Origin of the sequence: Paenibacillus sp. FSL L8-0435 (assembly GCF_037965655.1) — a bacterium.
Lineage (GTDB): Bacteria > Bacillota > Bacilli > Paenibacillales > Paenibacillaceae > Paenibacillus.
Genome location: NZ_CP150185.1, coordinates 2,201,133 through 2,219,393, shown reverse-complemented (window position 1 = coordinate 2,219,393; position 18,261 = coordinate 2,201,133). Strand labels below are relative to the sequence as shown.

The following is an 18,261-nucleotide window of genomic DNA, read 5'->3' as shown; positions in this document are numbered from 1 at the left end:
TTGGATACTCGAGTCTAAAGTTAGTGTTATATCAAAAAATGCAAAAAAATACTCCTTAAGCGTTAACTTAAGGAGTATTTTTATTAGATGCGGTCGAGAGGACTCGAACCTCCACGGGGGGTTAGCCCACACGGACCTGAACCGTGCGCGTCTGCCAATTCCGCCACGACCGCATATTGTATCTCCGTGATCAATATCGGCGACAAGAAGTAATATATCATGTGGAATCTATCATGTCAACAATGAAAATAATTACAATAAAGCCCGAATCGAAACAGACGTCCATTTCGATTCGGGCTTTACCTTTAACTGCTAATAGTTTGGTTCATTATAACGGAAACATAATACAAATTACAGCTTGGAAGGCCAGTTACCGTACCAAGCATAACCGCCTCTTCTTTCTTTATCAATATCACTTAGTTTGTATTTAACGACCCCGTCACGACCAATAAAGATCGGTTTATCCGTTCCCACTTCGTAGAAACGAGCCCAGATCGGTGCAGCTTTGGAATCAGCGATAATTTTGCTGTCTCCGTTTGCTCTTTCATACTTGTAACCCGTAATCTTCACTTTGTTAAACCATGCTTCAGCTCCCTTAATGGATGCCGTAATTTTAGCGGTAGCAGGTCTGGTTTTCAGGAATTTAACAATCGTTACACTCTCTCCAGCCGTCAGTGATGGTACTTCATAGATTCTTGCGCTTGCCGGTTTAAGAGAACTGGAATCATGTTGTTGTCCCCATGCTGTCAGCTTACCGCCTGAAACAACCTGTGTATTCAGAATTGCATCTACACCTTTGGCAACTGAGTTTTTACTGCGGTTAGCAAGTGTGCTGTCGATAAACGAGAAATCACCTTTACGTGTCGCTACTTCATCCAACATGATCATTACATTAATCATGGCATCATCATTGTAAGTGATGTGCTTGTGATATCCGGAGCTTTGGTAAACTTGTGGCCATCCGCCGTTTGAATACTGCATGTTGATCAAAAAGTTAATTCCTTTGATTGCAGCTGTGGAGTAACGCGGATCATTCGTCTTTTTAAATTCCTTCGCCAATCTTCTAATTTCTGAGTATGTAGCCTTGTTGTCGATCGTGGACTTCGCCCACTCTCCACTTGTCTGTTTATAATCTTTTCTCCAACCTCCATCCGGCAGCTGGTTCTTCAAAATATCAGAAATACTCGCTGTAGTACCCGATGCATCCGCAGCAGATACCGTCCCTACAGGGAGAACTGCCATTCCAACTGCCGAGAACACCATCGTGCATGCCAGGACAAAAGTAATTATTTTCTTCGCTTTCAAATGTAACACTCTCCTATGTTCGTTTTTATAAATCTTCCACTTTTACTTACCTATGATACGCGTCCCCAAACCTCCTTTATTTGTATTTATCACATAATAAAATCAATTTTAATCCAATATGTGGATTGGATAATCAGATAATATGCAAAAAATCGATTTTTGTCAATATATGCAACTTAATGAATATAATCTCTCTAATTCTACATAACGGGATAGTTCTTTTAACTCATGACAAACCTATTTATTTATCCAAATTCGTCTTAAACGAATCAATAATGACGTTTTTGTCATGAATGATACCCAAACTTGATCCCTTCTTTCATATAAAAACCTTAATTCCGCTAACATTGAGGTATTACGAAGGGTTTTAAATAGGTTTGACAATTACGCATTTATGCAATATAGTTTCAAATAGTTACAAAAACTTAATTATTCATTGCCGAGTTTCATGTTTGAAAACGGGGGAACCAATTTGGGTGAATTATTCTTATACATAGGAAATATAGGGAACCTTCTACCGAACCCTTAGCTAACTCCGTAGGCATCGAAGGGAGAACATTGATTTTGAAAAAACTGATTATCTCCATTTTTGGAGCAGCTGTATTATTTACATCCGGGGCAACAAGCACAGAGGCAAGCAGTATCAACTCCGTAGTGAACAACATGACAGGTATACCTTACAAATGGGGTGGCACAACTGTAGCCGGCTTCGACTGTTCTGGTTTTATGAGATATCTTTTCAACAAATACAGCATTGAATTGCCACGTACTTCTCAGCAGCAAGCCAAAGCAGGTACGCCTGTATCCAAGAGCAATGTTCGGACAGGTGATCTGGTGTTCTTTAATACAACAGGCAAAGGCATTTCACATACAGGTGTATATATCGGCGGCGGACAATTCGCTCATGCCTCCAGCAGTAAAGGTGTAAGCATCACAAAGTTATCGAATCCATACTTTAATGACCGCTATGTAACAGCACGTCGGGTAACTGGACAGTTTATGTATGATAAAATGTTGGGTAAAATGTAATTCACATACAAAAAGGCATCGGTTATTAACCGGATGCCTTTTTTGTACTTAAAAATGTATGTTGCATTACTTACTAATGCAGCGCCTTCTGCACTCGCATCGCACCCTGAGACAGTGCATGTCCTCCTCCAACAGCTCCGGCCACCGCAACGGTCTCCATAATCTCCTGATCTGTTGCACCCTTAGCACGGGCTTCTTCTACATGGTAGAAGGTACATACCTCATTGTTGGCAAACAATCCAATCCCAAGCGCAATTAGCTGTTTTGTCTTCGCATCAATCACGCCAGGTTGGAAACATTCTCCGGTAAACTCATGATATGACTTCACCACACCTGGCAGTACATCGCTTAATGCTCCAATCTGATCCTTGTAGGCATGAACTTTATCATTCATCAATGTCATCGCTTGTAGCACACCCTCTCGGCTATAGTTACAGATCTTCCTCACTGTACCTATCTTCTCTCCCGAATGAGTCAATTATGCCAAGAAATCATGGTAATTCCAAACATTTAACGCTCATGGCTCTGCCATAATTATAAGCTGTTACTCACTAAGTGGACTCTGGCGCGGCTCGCTGAACAGCTGATAGCTGTAACCTCGGTCCAGCTTAACGACACGTCGATTCTGACGACGGATAAGTACCTGCTCGCCATCCCAGGCAACCACAATCCCCTTCACGTCGTTCGATTCCAGCTCGTCCCGTACTACTCTAACTTTCTCACCTGACAGACGCAGAGCGTCCAATTCTGTATCACTAATCATCTTCATGGCTCCTATATTTCAAATTTATTTACAAAAAGAGACCTAAATGAAAAGTCATTTAGGTCTCACGTGACTGTATTGGACTGTCATGTCATTCGAAATTATGTCCCGACTGAAAGTTACCGCTGCGCGTGCTCTTTGCTGTCGTTCTTCTCAAACCAAAAATCAAGCACTTTGGCGGACATCACACGTTCTTCAAGGTACTCCACTTGATGCGGTGTAAATTGTTCTTTCCAAGAGAAGGACAACTCTTCGCACAAGCCTACAATCGTCAGTAATTCTGACCAGGCAACATAGCGTTTGTACCAGAAAAATTGAGGATGTTCAATCATATAGGGATAAAGGTCATCGAATTCCGTATGTTTACAATCCAGGGCACGTTCAAAATGAACTTTCGATTCCGCCAGCTTATCATTAAAAAATTGTTCTGTTGCCAGTTGGTTCCCCATGGTGTTGCCTCCTCTCCCTAACATAACCCCATTATAAATGAAATCCGCGGTCATGCAAAGGCATAGTTCAAAAAATAGGCCCTATTCCTTTAAAATGTCACATTTCGTTATCGTCAAATTGTACCGTACCATCGTTCAGGGAACGAATGCGTACCAAGGCTTCCACCGGAATACCCTGTTCACGAATCGTGCGTGCCCCTGCTTGGAAACTTTTCTCGACCACAACGCCGAATCCGACAAGTTCCGCACCGGAACGCTCGATAATTTTGATGACGCCACGAGCGGCATCTCCATTGGCAATAATATCATCAATGAACAAAATGCGGTCATTCTCATGAATGAACTCGCGGGATACCATAATATCAGTTACAATTCCTTTGGTAAAGGACGGTACACGTTCACAGTATGCATCAGGATCAGCCAGAAGTGTTTTTTTGCGACGGGCGAATACAAGGGGCACCCCAAGTTCATAGGCTGCGGCAAACGCAACCGGAATCCCTGAGGATTCTACCGTGATTACCCGAGTTACTCCACTTTCACGAAAACGGGCAGCGAACTCACGTCCCATCTCCATCGTTAATGCAGGATCAATCTGGTGGTTCAACAGACCATCCAGCTTTAATACCTGATCCGAGATAACCACACCTTCTTGTAAAATTCGTTGTTTCAATAATTCCATGATTTGACCTCCCAAGCCTATCCTATGAGGTAAAAGTATCATATATCTATCTATAAGTTCAAGCGAAATTGCCTGGGCGCTGTCCTTGAGACACAATTCAAGCCAAAGCTCATTATCGATTGTCATGACTTTCGTGGGTCAAGCATACCTTGTACCATGGTACCCGCATGTCCAAACTATACAGGGGCCTGAGAGGGGAAACACATGAAACAGGCATTTCGGGTGCTGCAGATCGCATTTACATACATCGGAACGGTTGTTGGAGCTGGCTTCGCTACAGGGCAGGAAATTTTGCAGTTTTTTACCCAGTATGGCAAATGGGCCACCGTCACCATAGGCTTATCCACCATACTCTTTGTCTGGTTAGGTACCAAAATGATGCTGATCGCTCACGATACCGGTTCCCGCTCTTATGAGGATCTGAACAAACATTTATTCGGCCACAAGGCGGGCAAATGGATCACCTGGGTGACCCTTCTCATTCTCATTGGCGTGAACAGTGTCATGCTTGCCGGAGCAGGTTCCGTTTTTGTTGAACATCTGGGTTTGCATTATCAGACAGGTCTGATCGTCACACTTGTAGGGTCATATCTGCTTCTCGGTCGAGGCATTCAGGCCATCCTACAAATGAATAGCATTGTCGTGCCCATGATGCTCCTGTTATCTCTGCTCATGATCACCAGTACCATCCATCATCCAGGTGCTTCCCGATTCATCACACTGACGACAGATTCAAACCCTATTCAAGTGTGGCTGTCTCCACTGTTGTATACTTCATTCAATCTGGTGTTGGCTCAAGCTGTTCTTGTGCCTGTAGGTAACCAGATTCGTAGTCGGAATGTGCTGAAGTGGGGTGGAGTATTGGGTGGAATTGGCGTAGGTTTCATGCTGATGGCAGCTCATTTTGCCATGTCAGCCCAAATGCCCGGCATCATTCAATTCGAAATCCCGATGGGTAGCATTGCCTTTCAACTTGGATGGGCAGTGCAATCTGTATATGTATCCCTTATTTTCATGGAAATATTCAGTACCTTTGTAGCCGATATCTATGGAATGACCTTGCAACTCAGCCAACATATACGTGTCCATCCCCGTTTCATTACATTAACCATTATGATGTTGTGTTACTCACTCAGTCAGTTTGGATTCAGTTCCCTGCTGTCCATCCTTTACCCCATCTTTGGAAGTATGGCATTAATCTGGGCTGCCAAATTGGTACTGAACCGCTGGGGCGCCTTTCGTAGACGCAACAATATATAAATCTCACGGTCCATGTACTTCATGAATATGAGCATCTGTTTGCCTCATAACCACAAGTCATCGCAGGTACTCTTTCCTTAAACATGACAAAAAGCCGCTGTTTATCACAGCGGCTCGCACTTTTTGCTCTACGTTTTAAGCTTTGCTAGGAAACTGTAGATACATCTTTTTTAACTCATTGACCGATCTGCCAAGCGAGTAATGTGTTTTGGCTTTTTCACACGCCGAACGGGCAAGTTCATAACGATAAGCCGGGTCCAGCATCACTTTTTCAAGCGCTTCAGCTAATGCAGAAGGATCTTCTGCCGGTACAAGCAACCCATTGCTACCGTTCTCGATCTGTTCAGGTATTCCACCTACATCCGTACCCACAAGGGCAAGACAACTCAGCGCCGCTTCAGCGAAGACAGAACCAAATGCTTCTGCCCGTGAAGGAAGTACAAAAATATCAAAGAATGGCATGAATTCCTCAGGGTGCAGTGTATAACCATAGAAAATGGTCTCATTATAGATCCCTAATCGTTGCGCCAATTCTTCCAGATCAGGACGAATCGGTCCATCTCCAATAATATGTAACACATAATCATGACCTCGGCCCTTCAGTTCCGCACAAGCTTTGAAAAGAATATCCAACCCTTTTGCCGGAACAAGCCGACATACCGTGACCAGTTGTGGTATCGCATTATCATGAGGAATCGGCTTAAACCGCTTCTCATCAAATCCATTGGGAATCACACCGATGACATCAGGTTCCTTCACGTAGGGAGCCAGATAACGACGGAACGAATCCGACACCGTTAAGAGGCGCTCTGCCTGGTGTTCGAGCTCACCATATATCGCAAGCAGGAATCGATGCTCCGGTCCATCCGTTTCAATGCGTCCATTAAGGATTAATTCTCGTTCATAACTGGAGTGTATCGTCTGAATGAGGGGTGTATCCGGGAAAACCGTTTTCATCGCAAGTCCTGCAATTGGGTGGTGGGCATGGATCAGATCATAGGGCTTCTGAATACGCAGTTTGGTCCACCATAGATAATCACGATAAGTTTGAATATATTTTTGGACAACAGGACTATCCTGATATTCCGTCCAGTCAAACGTTTCGAACTGAACTTCCTCTCTGCCCTTGTTGCGAATTCGCTTTGGCAACGAGAACAGATCCATTTCCCACCTCGGGGTTGTAAATCTCTCTTGCATATACGGAATCATAGAGGATACACCTCCGGGCTGCTCCGGAGGAAAGAAAAGCGCCTGCAGCAATCTCACCGTTAGTTTCCCCCTTTCTAACTTACGTACTGCTTTACTATCCATTATGACATAGGGAAGCCGGAACATCTATATTACGATAACTCGTATATACAACATATTCATGAAACGTTCCCCTCAGAAGTAAAAGCTTTAATCCAGCAGTCAACCACTCGCGCTTGTCGTCAACATATTCATTGGATAACCAGAATCTCAGCTCCGTAGCTCCACGGGCTTCTCATATGTACTGTAACCATCGGTCTCTCCCAAAAAAGTATACCCGTTCCGCGTGTAAAAGGCGTTCAACGTAGCATTGCTCGCTCCGCAATCTAACCGAACAGTATGTTTGCCTTCAAAATGTATGCCGCTGCTGGACCATTGCAAAATGGACCGTCCGAGACCGCTCTGAGCATATTTTCTTCGAATCGCTAGCCGATGCAGATAAATTGCACCATCCTCGGCATGAGCTTTTGAACCCCAAAGATGAATATCCCAAGGGCTTGGCTGAACCAAAAGGATGACCATCCCCGCTACGTCCGCTCCTTTTTTAAATACAAACACATCCCCACGCCGGATTGCCCCTGCCGTATCATGTGAATCTTCACCTTTAAGCAAAGCGTTCCATTGGGAAGAACCTTGGCTCTGTAACCACTCGGCTGTCTCCACCAGCAGCGACATCACATCCTCCGTATCTTCCGGCTTCGCCTGAACCGCTTGAAAACCATCGTTAATATATTCGCTACTGATCCTGAATGAGTGCATCATTGTTCTCCTTCCGCTTCCTGATCTCTGTTAAACTAATGGTACTATACCGGGAAATGAATTTTTCGTCAAAATGAGAATTAAAAAAGGTAAAAGGCGGTTGCCCTTTACCCATCTATTCTGGCTTCATCGATAATCTGATTTCGATACAACATCGTCAGGTGCAAGGTATCAAACTCCATTTCCTTGTCCAACTCCTGCATCAACACTTCGACCAGGCTCTTTCGCTGAATGCTGGTACCAGGAACCTCGTAATCAATGTATCCCGTCAGATCGGAATGAGAAGTATCTATTGTTGCTGTTCCCACAGGCAATCCACCTCGTTCCTGAAGAAAAAGCTCATATACCCGGAACTCCCGATCCTTACGCTTCAGCATGACATAACATGTTTCTTCAGCAGCTTCCAGCTCATCCAGATCCGATTCATCGGTATCCTCAAAATCCTCGGAGAAATCGCGATGTACCCACTCTAACGTCTCGAGTTCGTTGCCCTGATGCCACATGCGGATCGTAATCGTATCGATGATATCTTCATCCAGCTCTCTGACCAGCAACTCTGCCGCAGCTTCCAATTGATTCTCTTCCGGCTCGTCATACCAGTGTATTTCACCTTGTACATCAGCGCCATATTGTTTTAAGGAAGCTTCTGCAAGTTCCTGCCCTTCGACATCATTGAAAATATACGTCGATATGCTGCGTCCTGCGCTTACCATTTCCATCTCCAGAACCTGATCCCGATCTTCATATGTAAACGATTCGGCTTGTGAAACAGGGATTACCTTACTTCCACTGCTGTCTATATCGTCATAACTGCCTTCGTCATGATTCATATCTTCAGACGGCCACACGGTCTCTGACTCAGGCTTATGCAGAACCGAGTGTAATGAACCACAACTAACCAGTACTTCATAATAAGCAGCTTCCAACGCATCTGCAAGAGATCGGACATAGGCATGCACTTTTTCCACGATACGTTCCTCTGTACCATCTGGCAGAGACTCCTGCTCGATCTGAAGACTACCTGATAAACGATCTCCTTCTCTGTACACAAGGAAAAGTGAGCCTGCATATTGTCCATTGTCCATCACGTCCTGTACTTCTCCACCTGATGTCCGCAGGTCTGCAACCAATTCCACATCATAATTCATCACATGTCCTCCTTCATTCCTAACGTTATTCTCTTAGGATGCCCCTAAAGACGGTAGATTATGAGGGAAGCGTGCATTTCAAAAATAAGATGTAGGTTAGATGGATAACACATATTTTTGGATTGCGTGTGCCACACCCTGCTCGTTATTGGAGAGTGTAACCTCGTCCGCAGCAGCTTTCACCTCGTCCGGTGAGTTATCCATGGCAATGCCTTTGCCCGCAAAGGTCAGCATCGTAATATCATTGAAGTAGTTACCAATCGCCATAATCTCCGAAGGCATGATTCCCTTCGATTCGGCAAGCCTTTTCAGCGCAGCGCCTTTGGACGCTTCGGGATGCATCAGATCAATAAAAAAGTCACCACTCCGTGTCATATAATAAGGCAGATTCCAAGTTGACCATTCCTGAAGTACTGCATCCATCTGTTCAATCGGACCAAATGCAGTGAATTTCGCCAGCGGTTCTGTCATGTCAACCCACTTGGGTAACTTCAGTGGCTCTGCCATAAAGTTGTAATACATCTCGCGCACCTGCAAACCCAAACCTTCCGGTTGATCCACATACAGACCAAATGCTGTATTGATGTCAAAATGTACTCCATTGGTTCGGCAGTAGGATATGATTGGCTCCAGTCCTTGTCCATCTAATGCAAAATGATGAACCACCTCACGGGTATCGACTTGCGCGGTAACGGCGCCATTATGCGTAATCACATATCCATCCAGTCCCATCTGCTCCATAAAAGGAATCGTGTTGGCCGGACCTCTACCCGAACACAGGACAATCTCCGCTCCCTGACGGGAAGCTTTGATCAAGGTCTCCTGAGTCCATTCGGTAAGTTCATGATGATCATTCAGCAGTGTTCCATCTACATCTAGTGCAATTAATTTATAAGTCATTCTGGCTTCATCCTCATCTGTTAGTAGTCGCACCCACCCAAACCCTCCCTTCCGAGGGAGGGCCCCAGAGGGCTCTGCCCTCTGGACTCCCGTCCTGCTCACCGGTGTTAGGCCGGGTCTTGCTATGTCACGGTTGTCGTAGGAACACTTGTTGCCGGGCACACCGCTGGTCAGCGGCGGTCCCGCCCAAGCTTAACCGGGACCAATACGGGCAGGGCTTCGCTTTCTGCCCGGCTCCCTGCTTCACTTCGTGAAGGTCGGGAGCTTTCTCGCCTTCGGCGTTAGTATCGGGGCTTTGCTTCCCTCCACAACTCCCTGCTTCACTTCGTGAAGGACGGGAGCTTTTTCGCCTTCGGCTTTAGTATCGGGGCTCCGCTTCCCTCCACGACTCCCTGCTCCGCTTCGCGAAGGACGGGAGCTTTTACTTCCGCAGAAGGTTCAACTCGTCTGCGGTTAATTCACGATAGCTTCCGATAGCAAGATCGGAGGCTAGTTCCAGTTCACCCATGGCTACGCGTTTCAGATAGATCACTCGCTTGCCTACCGCCTGAAACATACGCTTCACCTGATGAAACTTTCCTTCGTGAATAATAAGCGAGATCGACGAGATCGTGCCTTCTTCCGTCTCTTCCTGACCAAGTATAGTCAGTTCGGCCGGCAGCGTCTCGTACCCGTCATCCAATTGAATGCCCGCCTTGAAACGTTGCACATCCTCCTTATCCACGTTTCCCAGTACACGGGCTTCATAGGTTTTGGGCACATGCTTGCGTGGAGATAACAGATCATGGGCAAGTGGACCGTCATTCGTGAGAATGAGCAGTCCCTCCGTATCCTTATCCAGTCGTCCCACAGGAAAAGGATTGAAGACCCGATCCTCTTTCCGCAGCAGATCCAGTACCGTCTTATCTCTGTTATCCTCGGTAGCAGACACGACACCCGGAGGTTTATGCAGCATGAGATAGATCATCTCCCGATACACAATCCGCTCGCCATCGGCTTCAATGACGTTGACCTCAGGTTTCACCTGTACACCACTGTTTTTCACCGCTTTGCCGTCCACATGGATTCTGCCTTGTTTCACCATCTTTTTGAGTTCACTTCGTGTTCCCACACCCATATGGCTTAATATTTTGTCCAGACGCAGCGTTTGTTTGCCTTTTCCACTCATACCGATGTCCACCTCCACCCTGCCGGATATTCATTCTTCAGTACGCCATCCAGCCATTTCCCCCAGCCAGCAGCATAACCATCTACACATACAAGAACGTACCCTTTGGCAACCGTATCCGCCTTGAGCACCACTCGTTCTTCTTCCATATTTAACGTTTCACCCTTGAGATACCTCACGGCTTCGCCATCAGCGGATGACAGATTTACGCTTCGCCGTGCTTCAGATGCATTCAGAGCACACGCAAGCGGGTGGGACGGAACAAATCGTCCATTCTTGATCGTGCCCATAAACCAGCCTGGACGAGTGACTTTCAGTCCCTCCAACCGAGCTGCACCAACCGATGATTGATACACACGATCTCCATAACATACCGTCTCTCCTGTTAACTCAATCTCCAATTGTTCTTTCATAAACTGACTGTAGATCGCAACCGGATCAATACTTGCCGAATCAGCTCCGCGTCCCTGACCCCGTTCCGATTTACGTCCACCGTGATCTTTACCTTTTTTGCCCTGTTTACCCGAATTCTTGCCGCCCCCAGCCTGTCTGTCATGGGACTCTCGGGATTCGATTCGCAACAAACGTTCCTTTTTACGATCAGCCTTGGTCATAGCAATTGAAGAAGCAGCAATAGAGTGATCCTTGTTCCCCTCTGCTTCAATCCTGGACACATCCACGACCTGTCCATACTCCATTGCTCCTTCTTTAACTACTCCAGGTTGATCTGTTTCTAATTCTTGCCCTGCACGATGCTGCAACACAGCGACATAATGTCCCTCTCCTTCCAAAAGGTGAGGCCACAATCTTACGGTTCCACGCGTTTGATCCAGTACAGCTTCCGTCTCTTCTGCCTTCTCCGGCATCATCTGACGTACCCATTCCGGACGTCCTGGAGCAAACCCTGTCTCTTTAGGAATGTCCATTACTACGAAATCACGGTTTACATTCAGGAACTCCGCAATCATCGCTTCATTTTCCTCCGGCGCAAAGGTACATGTCGAATATACGATGGTTCCTCCCCGGGCCAGTAACCGTGCCGCAGTCTCCAAGATATCCCGCTGCATGAGCACACATTTTTCCACCGAATGATGTTCCCACGATTTCACCATGTCTTCATCCTTGCGGAACATGCCTTCACCTGAGCAAGGCGCATCAATTAATACTTTGTCAAAATAATGAGGAAATGCATTTGCGATCCGCTCTGGCGACTCATTCAAAACAACGGCGTTACGCACCCCGTACAATTCCACGTTTTTGGCCAGCGCTTTGGTGCGTTCCGCATGGATATCGTTCGTGACAAGCACGCCCTTGCCTTGCAGCTTTGCTGCAATCTGTGTCGTCTTGCCTCCCGGAGCTGCACACAGATCAAGCACGCGATCTCCAGGTTCCACTTGCAATAATTCAACGGGAGCCATTGCACTTGGTTCCTGTATATAATACAGACCTGCATGATAATAAGGGTGCAGCCCCGGTTTAACACCATGAGGTACATAGAATCCTGTCTCACACCACGGAATAGGTCTTAGATCAAACGGAGCAATCTCATCGAATTGTTCCATCGATATTTTTAGCGTATTCACTCTCAGTCCCGCATGAGGAGACTGTTCATAAGATTTCATAAATTGTTCAAACTCATCGCCCAGCAAACTTTTCATTCGCTCAGCAAATATCAAAGGTAACTTTACACCCATATTCCCACTCATCCTGTCTTGGTAAGATTGCAATATCGTTTTATTTTATCATATCCAAGCTTTGCTTTCCTATCATATCGTATCTATTCCACTACAGCGTGTAATGTAGTATAATGGCAAGTAGATTGATTCCTGAGCAAAAATTCGGGTGTTTATGCATATTATCCCAACCTTTATTTTTGCCCAAACTATATTTCGATATGATCGATGGGGGATGTCCAATGAAATCCAAGAAGAAAAAGAAAAGTGCTGCGATCCTTATATTCCTGGGTATTTTAATCATTATGATTGCAGCACTGGTTGTCGTAGACCAGCAATCCAAGAAACAGATGGATTCAGTGGAAAATGCTTATGGCATCGCTGCTTCCAAGCTTAATCCAGCTACAAGGGAGCTACTTAGTGATCCCAACTATCAACAAATTATTGTTCCCACTGATCTCAAAGCCAAAATCGATAACAAAGACAGCTTTTTTGTTTATTTCTTTGCTTCCGACTGCTCGCACTGCCGTGCCACAACACCTCAGTTGATGCCACTGGTTGACAGTGAAGGTATTGAGCTTCCACAGTTCAATCTGCGTGAATTCGAAGCAGGATGGACTGATTACAATATCGAGTTCACACCTACACTCGTCTATTATGAGGCTGGTGTCGAGAAAGACCGTATGGTTGGCGGACTGAAAGAGAATGGCAGTGACCAAGGCTACACACTGGATGATTACAAACAATTTTTCCAAAAATATAAAGGCAGTGCCGCTCCTTCGGCAAGCTAACTGCCAGATCCGTTTCTACTACAAATATCTACAATCAGGCACTTGTATCACCGACACTGTTCTATAGAAGGACAGGCTGTGCCACCTGCAATCATCTGAATATGACGCAACATTCAAAAACACCCCGATCGTTCCCTTTACAGGAATCGTCGGGGTGTTTCATAACCATGTAACTTCATATCCATGGGATGCTCATTTGAATATTAACGCTGATTACGGTTCAACTTTTACTCTGATCCATCGCCTTTATCTTCTCTTCGTATATTCGCCCTCTGGTAGGACTCCGGCGCTGCGGAATATTAGGTTTTAGCTCAAGCGATCTTCTAGATATCTCCTGTTCCAAGACCTCATCAACAATTCGTATGGACAAATCCCTGTAAGTCACAGACTGAACATCTGATTGGGACAGTTGCTTCACGATTTCCTGTACATCCCGTACCAAAACCCCTAGGTCAATGCCCAGAATCGTAGCAGGATAAGGTTCCAGAAGATCAAGTGAGCTCTGTAACATCATCGTTGCTCCGCGGAGATTGCCATTCCTGAAGTGGTATAAACCAACCGCAACTTGCAACAACCCTTTATAGAGAGAATCCCGGTTACGTTCAAGCCACAATTCTTCCAGCACCTCATGGCACTCGAAATAATCCTGATCACGATTGAAGTAGCTTAAGTAGTCAACGTACAGTGGCTCATAGATGCTCATCCGGGTTTTCGCCCTTTCTGGCGTTGTTCAGAAGTTTCTTCACGTCATCCAGCAAGTCTTTGAGCCCTTCCATATCATGCCGTTCCCAGTAATCGTTAAATCGCTTCTGTGCTTCAATTGCTTCACTGACAAGATGGTAGAAGTATAATTGATGAATGATATTTAATGTTCTTGACACGATATTGGAATCATCCTCAAATGCCTTCTGCGCCTCCAAAATCTGTAGACGAATTGCAGACATCTCGTTGTCCAGTATAAACGCAGCCTCAGCCGTTTTTTTCAGCCTGGTTCTCATCTCATCAGGTAACCCTTCCCGAAACTTGTAACTCAGCGAATGTTCAATGGTAGCCCAGAAGTTCATGGCAAGCGTCCGGATCTGTATCTCGGCCAAAACTTTCTTTTGTCCAAGAGCCGTCTGAACGGGATACTCAATAATCATATGGAAGCTGCGATAGCCGCTCTCTTTGAAATTCGTAATGTAATCTTTCTCAATGAGTACCGTGAGATCCTTACGACCTCGAATATACTCGGCAACCCGACGGATATCATCCACGAACTGGCACATAATGCGGATACCTGCAATATCCTCAATGCCTGTTTCCACGTCATCAAGCGACACATTCAGTCGTCTGGATTTCTCCAGAATACTGGATATTTTTTTGACACGACCGGTAACGAATTCAATCGGGGCATATTCTTCCCGTTTTTTCAGCTCCGCCCGCATTGTCTTAAACTTGACTTTTAATTCCTCTACCGCTTGTTCATAAGGAAGTAAAAATGTACCCCAGTCTCTACCGTCCATGCTTATGCCTCCTGTCTCTATAGCGTCCCCTGTTCTATTCCATTATACATGATGTTTGGTGGGGGGAAGAGTCCCGAACCATTTTACGCTCTTCCATGCTTCTATATTTTCCATCCGGGGATCCACATTCCTTCTTAACGATGCTCCGCACCAACCGCTTCAGAGATATGACGATAACCGTCCTTTCGAAGTAACTCACGCAGTCCGGCATGAATACGCCGATTCACCTCAGGTCCTTCGTAGATCAATGCAGTATATATTTCGACCAGACTTGCTCCGGCTTTAATTTTCTCGTATGCATCCTCACTTGTGAAAATACCACCTGAGCCGATGATCGGAAGTTTGCCTTCGGTCTGACGATAGATCTGACGAATAATCTCCGTAGAACGCTCACGCAGAGGTTTACCACTCAGACCGCCAGTTTCCTTTGCATGTTGGTGAGAAAGTCCTGTACGACTAATGGTTGTGTTCGTTGCAATAATGCCAGCAACACCGCTGTCTGCAATTGTGCGAACCATATATTCAAGTTCCTGATCATTCACATCCGGTGCGATCTTCACCAGAACGGATTTGGTCGCTCCACCCGCTCGTACATGCTGCACATTCATCTCGTTCATAACCGCAGCGAGCAGTTCCTTCAATTCATTCCCATGTTGCAGATTACGCAAATCCGGTGTATTTGGTGAACTGATATTAACCACGAACAGATCAGCATAATCGTATAGTGCCTGAATGCACTTCGAATAGTCCAGGTGAGCTTCCTCATTAGACGTTGCCTTATTCTTGCCGATGTTAACAGCCACTGGAATACGCCGATCCTGTAGACGTGCCAATTCACCCGCCATCGCTTCCGCACCAAGATTGTTGAAGCCCATTCGGTTCACCAAAGCCTCATCTGGAGGCAAACGGAACAGCCGTGGTTGATCGTTACCTGGTTGTGCAAGTGGTGTCACGGTTCCCACTTCCATGAATCCAAATCCGATGGAAGAAAAGCCCATTACGGCCTGTCCGTTTTTGTCCAGACCCGCAGCCAGACCAACAGGTGTAGGGAAATGACACCCAAACATGTCAACAGCCAGATCAGACGTTTCACGAACGCCGTACATCACTCGCAGTCCGGAAGGAACCGGACGGATGCTACCCATGCCACTAAGGCCGCCAATAATCAGATGATGGGCCTGTTCAGGGTCCATTTTGAACAACAAAGGTTTAGCAAGACTTCTGTATAACAAATCACTCACTCCGTTCTGGTCCGGTACGCCAAAAAGCCGCTTTCCGTCTTTTCATATGTAAAAAACACTCTACACACAAGTCTATCTGTTTCTTATTAAAAAGGAAAGTAGTTTGCGCATAGACAGCACAAATCGAATAATACAAAATGCTCACAAGAAATCCACCCGCCCACTGGTAATGACGAGTTGAATTCTTTACAATGAGAGCATGGTTACTCTACACCAGTTCTATTCCAAATAAGGAGGAATAACTCATGGCTCCCAAACGTAAACCACCTGCATTACAGCAAAAGAAAGAAGAAGTGAATCGCAAAGCCATTGCATGGACTGCAGCCAGTGTAGGCGGCTTGATCATCATCATTGGTGCTCTTATCATTATTGCCAACATGTAGATGATTCAGGCTGAATCCATCTGATTCTACATATCAAACAGATCAATTCAGCCAGTGATACGTTTTGTTCGGATTATTCTGCTTTGGAACAAGTGTATGCTGATAACGCTGCTTTGCTTCTGGAACAAGCGTCAGATCTGGCAGTACATCTTCTCCAATGCGTACCGGAGTGCCTTGCGGAGCAAGAGCGAATAACTCTTCTACATCTCCTGTATGCATTCTCACACATCCAAGGGACTCATCCAGTCCGATACTGTCTGGCTCGTTGGTCCCATGGATGGCATAATTCGTATTCGAGAGCTGCATACCTCTGCTTCCAAACTCACCGTTCGAGCGCCCATTCGGATTAACCACTTTATCTGTGATGACAAATGAACCCTCCGGTGTTCGATCACCGCCAAGTCCCACATCATACATACGAACAATGGTATCCCCACTGATTAATGCAAGTTTATGTTTATCCTTATCAATAACAATCTCCAGCGGTTCCTGCAAAAAAGGCTGACCTCCCAGCGTATCTGCAAAAGCGGCATTGTTGCCTTGAGACGAATTCAAAGATGTTGAACCGCTCTCTTTACCACTCGAATCGTTCTTTCCTTCCTGTGCCTTTCCTTGATGCTGAGCTAACAGCTTCGGAAACATCTCGGTCATCCCTGACGCAGTCTCTCCCAGAATATTGTTCGGAAATGGCTGAGCCATTTGCGTTACACTCTTGGGCCAAACGTCATTTTTTTTGCGATAGGCAACGATTGCACTTGATAAGGATGCAGCTGCTTCCTGCTTGGCGGTCCACGCCAAGGCCATCTTTTTGATTTTCGGTGTAATTTCAGGAGGTTCACAGTTACATTGCTTGGCATCATAACTCTGTGCAGTCAATTTCCCGCTTGTATTGGTTTGTACTATGTATTTCACAGGCATATTTCGCTTCCATAAAGACCAGTCATCCGAGGTTTGCATACCCAGTACAGCAGAAGTCTCTACTTTTGGACCAGACCCAGACCAGGCAGCTGCGAGAGCAGCCTCGCCATGATTACCTCCACCAAATGCCGCAGCAGTGAACACATTGCTTGGCGCAATGGATGCAGTCCCAGCCTGTTGATCCGCTTCTACAGGCGCTGCGATATCATCTGTGGATTCCAGTGCTGCTGACAGTGCGTCGGCCGCTTCACGACTGAAACCCGGAGCGTCCGCAGGTGGCAGACCTGCCAGCACAAGCAGCATGAACAACGTAAGCCACATTTTGCGTCTACGTTGTTTTTTCTCTTTTTGCTCGGACATCTCGACCAGTTTATCCTGATAGTCTACCCAGATGTCAGCAGGAGCTTTACTGCGTTCAAATGCCTCATAAACCTCGCCCGCTTGCTGAAAGCAATAATTGGCTTTGGCCTCCTGTCCTTCGCCCAAGTACTCCTTTCCGAGCAAGTACCAAGCCATTTTATTGTCTGGATGTTTCTTGACATATGTTCTTAGATGAGTATTTTGCATCCGATCCTCCACTATTTCGCCTTTTTCCGTATATCATTATATATCGGCATAACCAAGCGTTGAATCCATAGGACTTGAGTACCCGGTGGAAAAAAGGGGGTTCGACAATGTTCGTCCTTGATCCATAGTCAGATAATCACAGTTAAATGAATGCAAAAAAAAGCACCTTCCCTTGTCGTTAAGACAAAAGAAGGTGCTTTGTGTTCATAGGAGAAATACTTAGCCTTCTTTATTGAAAGGCTCGTCCGCTACTTTGATTGAATCTGTAGGGCAGCCATCGCATGCATCCTGCATATCATCAAACAAGTCGTCTGGAATAGCTTTGACACCATGGTTAGCATCGCCGTCAAAGATAACTTCTGCCAAACCTTCATCATCATAATCGTAGATGTCTGGAGCCGTTGCTCCACAAGCGCCACATGCGATGCATGTGTCTTTTTCAACCCAAGTATATTTACTCATTTACATTCTCTCC

At 45.8% G+C, this 18,261-nt stretch carries 20 protein-coding genes, 1 tRNA gene and 1 riboswitch; of the genes, 4 read left to right on the top strand and 17 right to left on the bottom strand.

Features of this window, described 5'->3' with window-relative positions:
* Window positions 1–88 precede the first annotated feature (88 nt).
* Together NST33_RS10195 and pelA are read right to left on the bottom strand one after the other, a co-directional pair.
* Window positions 89–173: transfer RNA gene (locus NST33_RS10195), tRNA-Leu, on the bottom strand.
* Window positions 174–351: 178 nt separating this feature from the next.
* Complete coding sequence (gene pelA, locus NST33_RS10190; protein ID WP_313771489.1) at window positions 352–1,314, bottom strand: pectate lyase; 963 nt, start codon at window positions 1,312–1,314, stop codon at window positions 352–354.
* Window positions 1,315–1,732: 418 nt separating this feature from the next.
* Window positions 1,733–1,864, top strand: a riboswitch (cyclic di-AMP (ydaO/yuaA leader).
* A gap of 5 nt (window positions 1,865–1,869) precedes the next feature.
* Between pelA and NST33_RS10185 the strand changes: the two genes are divergently transcribed.
* Window positions 1,870–2,334, top strand: coding sequence for a C40 family peptidase (locus NST33_RS10185; protein ID WP_036609611.1), 465 nt, complete (start codon window positions 1,870–1,872; stop codon window positions 2,332–2,334).
* 73 nt (window positions 2,335–2,407) lie between these two features.
* Here the strand turns inward: NST33_RS10185 and NST33_RS10180 are convergent, their stop codons facing one another.
* The 4 genes from NST33_RS10180 to NST33_RS10165 form a co-directional block, all read right to left on the bottom strand.
* On the bottom strand, window positions 2,408–2,737 hold the full coding sequence (locus NST33_RS10180) for a carboxymuconolactone decarboxylase family protein (RefSeq protein WP_017689352.1): 330 nt from the start codon (window positions 2,735–2,737) through the stop codon (window positions 2,408–2,410).
* A gap of 141 nt (window positions 2,738–2,878) precedes the next feature.
* Window positions 2,879–3,097: a hypothetical protein gene (locus NST33_RS10175; RefSeq protein WP_036609613.1), complete on the bottom strand. Its 219-nt coding sequence runs from the start codon at window positions 3,095–3,097 to the stop codon at window positions 2,879–2,881.
* Window positions 3,098–3,216: 119 nt separating this feature from the next.
* On the bottom strand, window positions 3,217–3,546 hold the full coding sequence (locus NST33_RS10170) for a hypothetical protein (RefSeq protein WP_074094470.1): 330 nt from the start codon (window positions 3,544–3,546) through the stop codon (window positions 3,217–3,219).
* A 97-nt stretch (window positions 3,547–3,643) separates the two neighbouring features.
* On the bottom strand, window positions 3,644–4,225 hold the full coding sequence (locus NST33_RS10165; RefSeq protein WP_036609617.1) for a xanthine phosphoribosyltransferase: 582 nt from the start codon (window positions 4,223–4,225) through the stop codon (window positions 3,644–3,646).
* Between the two features lie 204 nt (window positions 4,226–4,429).
* Between NST33_RS10165 and NST33_RS10160 the strand changes: the two genes are divergently transcribed.
* A complete protein-coding gene (locus tag NST33_RS10160; RefSeq protein WP_339307795.1) occupies window positions 4,430–5,485 on the top strand; it encodes a hypothetical protein in 1,056 nt (351 codons plus the stop codon).
* A 135-nt stretch (window positions 5,486–5,620) separates the two neighbouring features.
* Here NST33_RS10160 and NST33_RS10155 read toward each other — a convergent pair whose 3' ends face one another.
* The 6 genes from NST33_RS10155 to NST33_RS10130 form a co-directional block, all read right to left on the bottom strand.
* Window positions 5,621–6,751, bottom strand: coding sequence for a glycosyltransferase family 4 protein (locus NST33_RS10155; RefSeq protein ID WP_221823387.1), 1,131 nt, complete (start codon window positions 6,749–6,751; stop codon window positions 5,621–5,623).
* A gap of 192 nt (window positions 6,752–6,943) precedes the next feature.
* Window positions 6,944–7,492: a GNAT family N-acetyltransferase gene (locus NST33_RS10150; RefSeq protein WP_339308665.1), complete on the bottom strand. Its 549-nt coding sequence runs from the start codon at window positions 7,490–7,492 to the stop codon at window positions 6,944–6,946.
* 107 nt (window positions 7,493–7,599) lie between these two features.
* Window positions 7,600–8,640 (bottom strand): hypothetical protein, encoded by a 1,041-nt coding sequence (locus tag NST33_RS10145; protein ID WP_339307792.1) that lies wholly within the window; start codon window positions 8,638–8,640, stop codon window positions 7,600–7,602.
* 96 nt (window positions 8,641–8,736) lie between these two features.
* On the bottom strand, window positions 8,737–9,540 hold the full coding sequence (locus NST33_RS10140; protein ID WP_339308663.1) for a Cof-type HAD-IIB family hydrolase: 804 nt from the start codon (window positions 9,538–9,540) through the stop codon (window positions 8,737–8,739).
* A 421-nt stretch (window positions 9,541–9,961) separates the two neighbouring features.
* Entirely contained in the window at window positions 9,962–10,708 is a 747-nt protein-coding gene (locus NST33_RS10135; protein WP_339307790.1) for a pseudouridine synthase, read from the bottom strand.
* Window positions 10,705–12,402 (bottom strand): RsmB/NOP family class I SAM-dependent RNA methyltransferase, encoded by a 1,698-nt coding sequence (locus tag NST33_RS10130; protein WP_339307788.1) that lies wholly within the window; start codon window positions 12,400–12,402, stop codon window positions 10,705–10,707. Before NST33_RS10130 ends, NST33_RS10135 begins: the two co-directional genes overlap by 4 nt.
* Before the next feature lie 221 nt (window positions 12,403–12,623).
* Between NST33_RS10130 and NST33_RS10125 the strand changes: the two genes are divergently transcribed.
* Entirely contained in the window at window positions 12,624–13,172 is a 549-nt protein-coding gene (locus NST33_RS10125; protein ID WP_036609632.1) for a thioredoxin family protein, read from the top strand.
* 220 nt (window positions 13,173–13,392) lie between these two features.
* Here the strand turns inward: NST33_RS10125 and NST33_RS10120 are convergent, their stop codons facing one another.
* From NST33_RS10120 to NST33_RS10110, 3 genes are all read right to left on the bottom strand, one after another.
* Entirely contained in the window at window positions 13,393–13,875 is a 483-nt protein-coding gene (locus NST33_RS10120; RefSeq protein ID WP_339307786.1) for a DUF309 domain-containing protein, read from the bottom strand.
* On the bottom strand, window positions 13,862–14,677 hold the full coding sequence (locus NST33_RS10115; protein WP_036609636.1) for a GTP pyrophosphokinase family protein: 816 nt from the start codon (window positions 14,675–14,677) through the stop codon (window positions 13,862–13,864). Before NST33_RS10115 ends, NST33_RS10120 begins: the two co-directional genes overlap by 14 nt.
* Window positions 14,678–14,811: 134 nt before the next feature.
* A complete protein-coding gene (locus tag NST33_RS10110) occupies window positions 14,812–15,909 on the bottom strand; it encodes a quinone-dependent dihydroorotate dehydrogenase (protein ID WP_339307784.1) in 1,098 nt (365 codons plus the stop codon).
* 254 nt (window positions 15,910–16,163) lie between these two features.
* On the opposite strand from NST33_RS10110, the gene NST33_RS10105 reads away from it, so the two are divergent.
* Window positions 16,164–16,301, top strand: a complete 138-nt coding sequence (locus tag NST33_RS10105; RefSeq protein WP_017689367.1) for a hypothetical protein — start codon at window positions 16,164–16,166, stop codon at window positions 16,299–16,301.
* A 42-nt stretch (window positions 16,302–16,343) separates the two neighbouring features.
* On the opposite strand, the gene NST33_RS10100 is transcribed toward NST33_RS10105, so the two are convergent.
* Both NST33_RS10100 and NST33_RS10095 read right to left on the bottom strand, forming a co-directional pair.
* The gene (locus NST33_RS10100; protein WP_339307782.1) at window positions 16,344–17,786 is read right to left on the bottom strand and encodes a L,D-transpeptidase family protein; all 1,443 of its coding nucleotides are present in this window, start codon (window positions 17,784–17,786) and stop codon (window positions 16,344–16,346) included.
* A 219-nt stretch (window positions 17,787–18,005) separates the two neighbouring features.
* A complete protein-coding gene (locus tag NST33_RS10095; RefSeq protein ID WP_017689369.1) occupies window positions 18,006–18,248 on the bottom strand; it encodes a ferredoxin in 243 nt (80 codons plus the stop codon).
* Window positions 18,249–18,261: the final 13 nt, after the last annotated feature.

What these genes read in the sequence shown, in the direction of transcription:
- NST33_RS10180 (WP_017689352.1), bottom strand. Translation starts at nt 2,737, where the DNA reads ATGACATTGATGAATGATAAAGTTCATGCCTACAAGGATCAGATTGGA.
- NST33_RS10175 (WP_036609613.1), bottom strand. Translation starts at nt 3,097, where the DNA reads ATGATTAGTGATACAGAATTGGACGCTCTGCGTCTGTCAGGTGAGAAA.
- NST33_RS10170 (WP_074094470.1), bottom strand. Translation starts at nt 3,546, where the DNA reads ATGGGGAACCAACTGGCAACAGAACAATTTTTTAATGATAAGCTGGCG.
- NST33_RS10165 (WP_036609617.1), bottom strand. Translation starts at nt 4,225, where the DNA reads ATGGAATTATTGAAACAACGAATTTTACAAGAAGGTGTGGTTATCTCG.
- NST33_RS10160 (WP_339307795.1), top strand. Translation starts at nt 4,430, where the DNA reads ATGAAACAGGCATTTCGGGTGCTGCAGATCGCATTTACATACATCGGA.
- NST33_RS10150 (WP_339308665.1), bottom strand. Translation starts at nt 7,492, where the DNA reads ATGCACTCATTCAGGATCAGTAGCGAATATATTAACGATGGTTTTCAA.
- NST33_RS10145 (WP_339307792.1), bottom strand. Translation starts at nt 8,640, where the DNA reads ATGAATTATGATGTGGAATTGGTTGCAGACCTGCGGACATCAGGTGGA.
- NST33_RS10140 (WP_339308663.1), bottom strand. Translation starts at nt 9,540, where the DNA reads ATGACTTATAAATTAATTGCACTAGATGTAGATGGAACACTGCTGAAT.
- NST33_RS10135 (WP_339307790.1), bottom strand. Translation starts at nt 10,708, where the DNA reads ATGAGTGGAAAAGGCAAACAAACGCTGCGTCTGGACAAAATATTAAGC.
- NST33_RS10130 (WP_339307788.1), bottom strand. Translation starts at nt 12,402, where the DNA reads ATGGGTGTAAAGTTACCTTTGATATTTGCTGAGCGAATGAAAAGTTTG.
- NST33_RS10125 (WP_036609632.1), top strand. Translation starts at nt 12,624, where the DNA reads ATGAAATCCAAGAAGAAAAAGAAAAGTGCTGCGATCCTTATATTCCTG.
- NST33_RS10120 (WP_339307786.1), bottom strand. Translation starts at nt 13,875, where the DNA reads ATGAGCATCTATGAGCCACTGTACGTTGACTACTTAAGCTACTTCAAT.
- NST33_RS10115 (WP_036609636.1), bottom strand. Translation starts at nt 14,677, where the DNA reads ATGGACGGTAGAGACTGGGGTACATTTTTACTTCCTTATGAACAAGCG.
- NST33_RS10105 (WP_017689367.1), top strand. Translation starts at nt 16,164, where the DNA reads ATGGCTCCCAAACGTAAACCACCTGCATTACAGCAAAAGAAAGAAGAA.
- NST33_RS10100 (WP_339307782.1), bottom strand. Translation starts at nt 17,786, where the DNA reads ATGCAAAATACTCATCTAAGAACATATGTCAAGAAACATCCAGACAAT.
- NST33_RS10095 (WP_017689369.1), bottom strand. Translation starts at nt 18,248, where the DNA reads ATGAGTAAATATACTTGGGTTGAAAAAGACACATGCATCGCATGTGGC.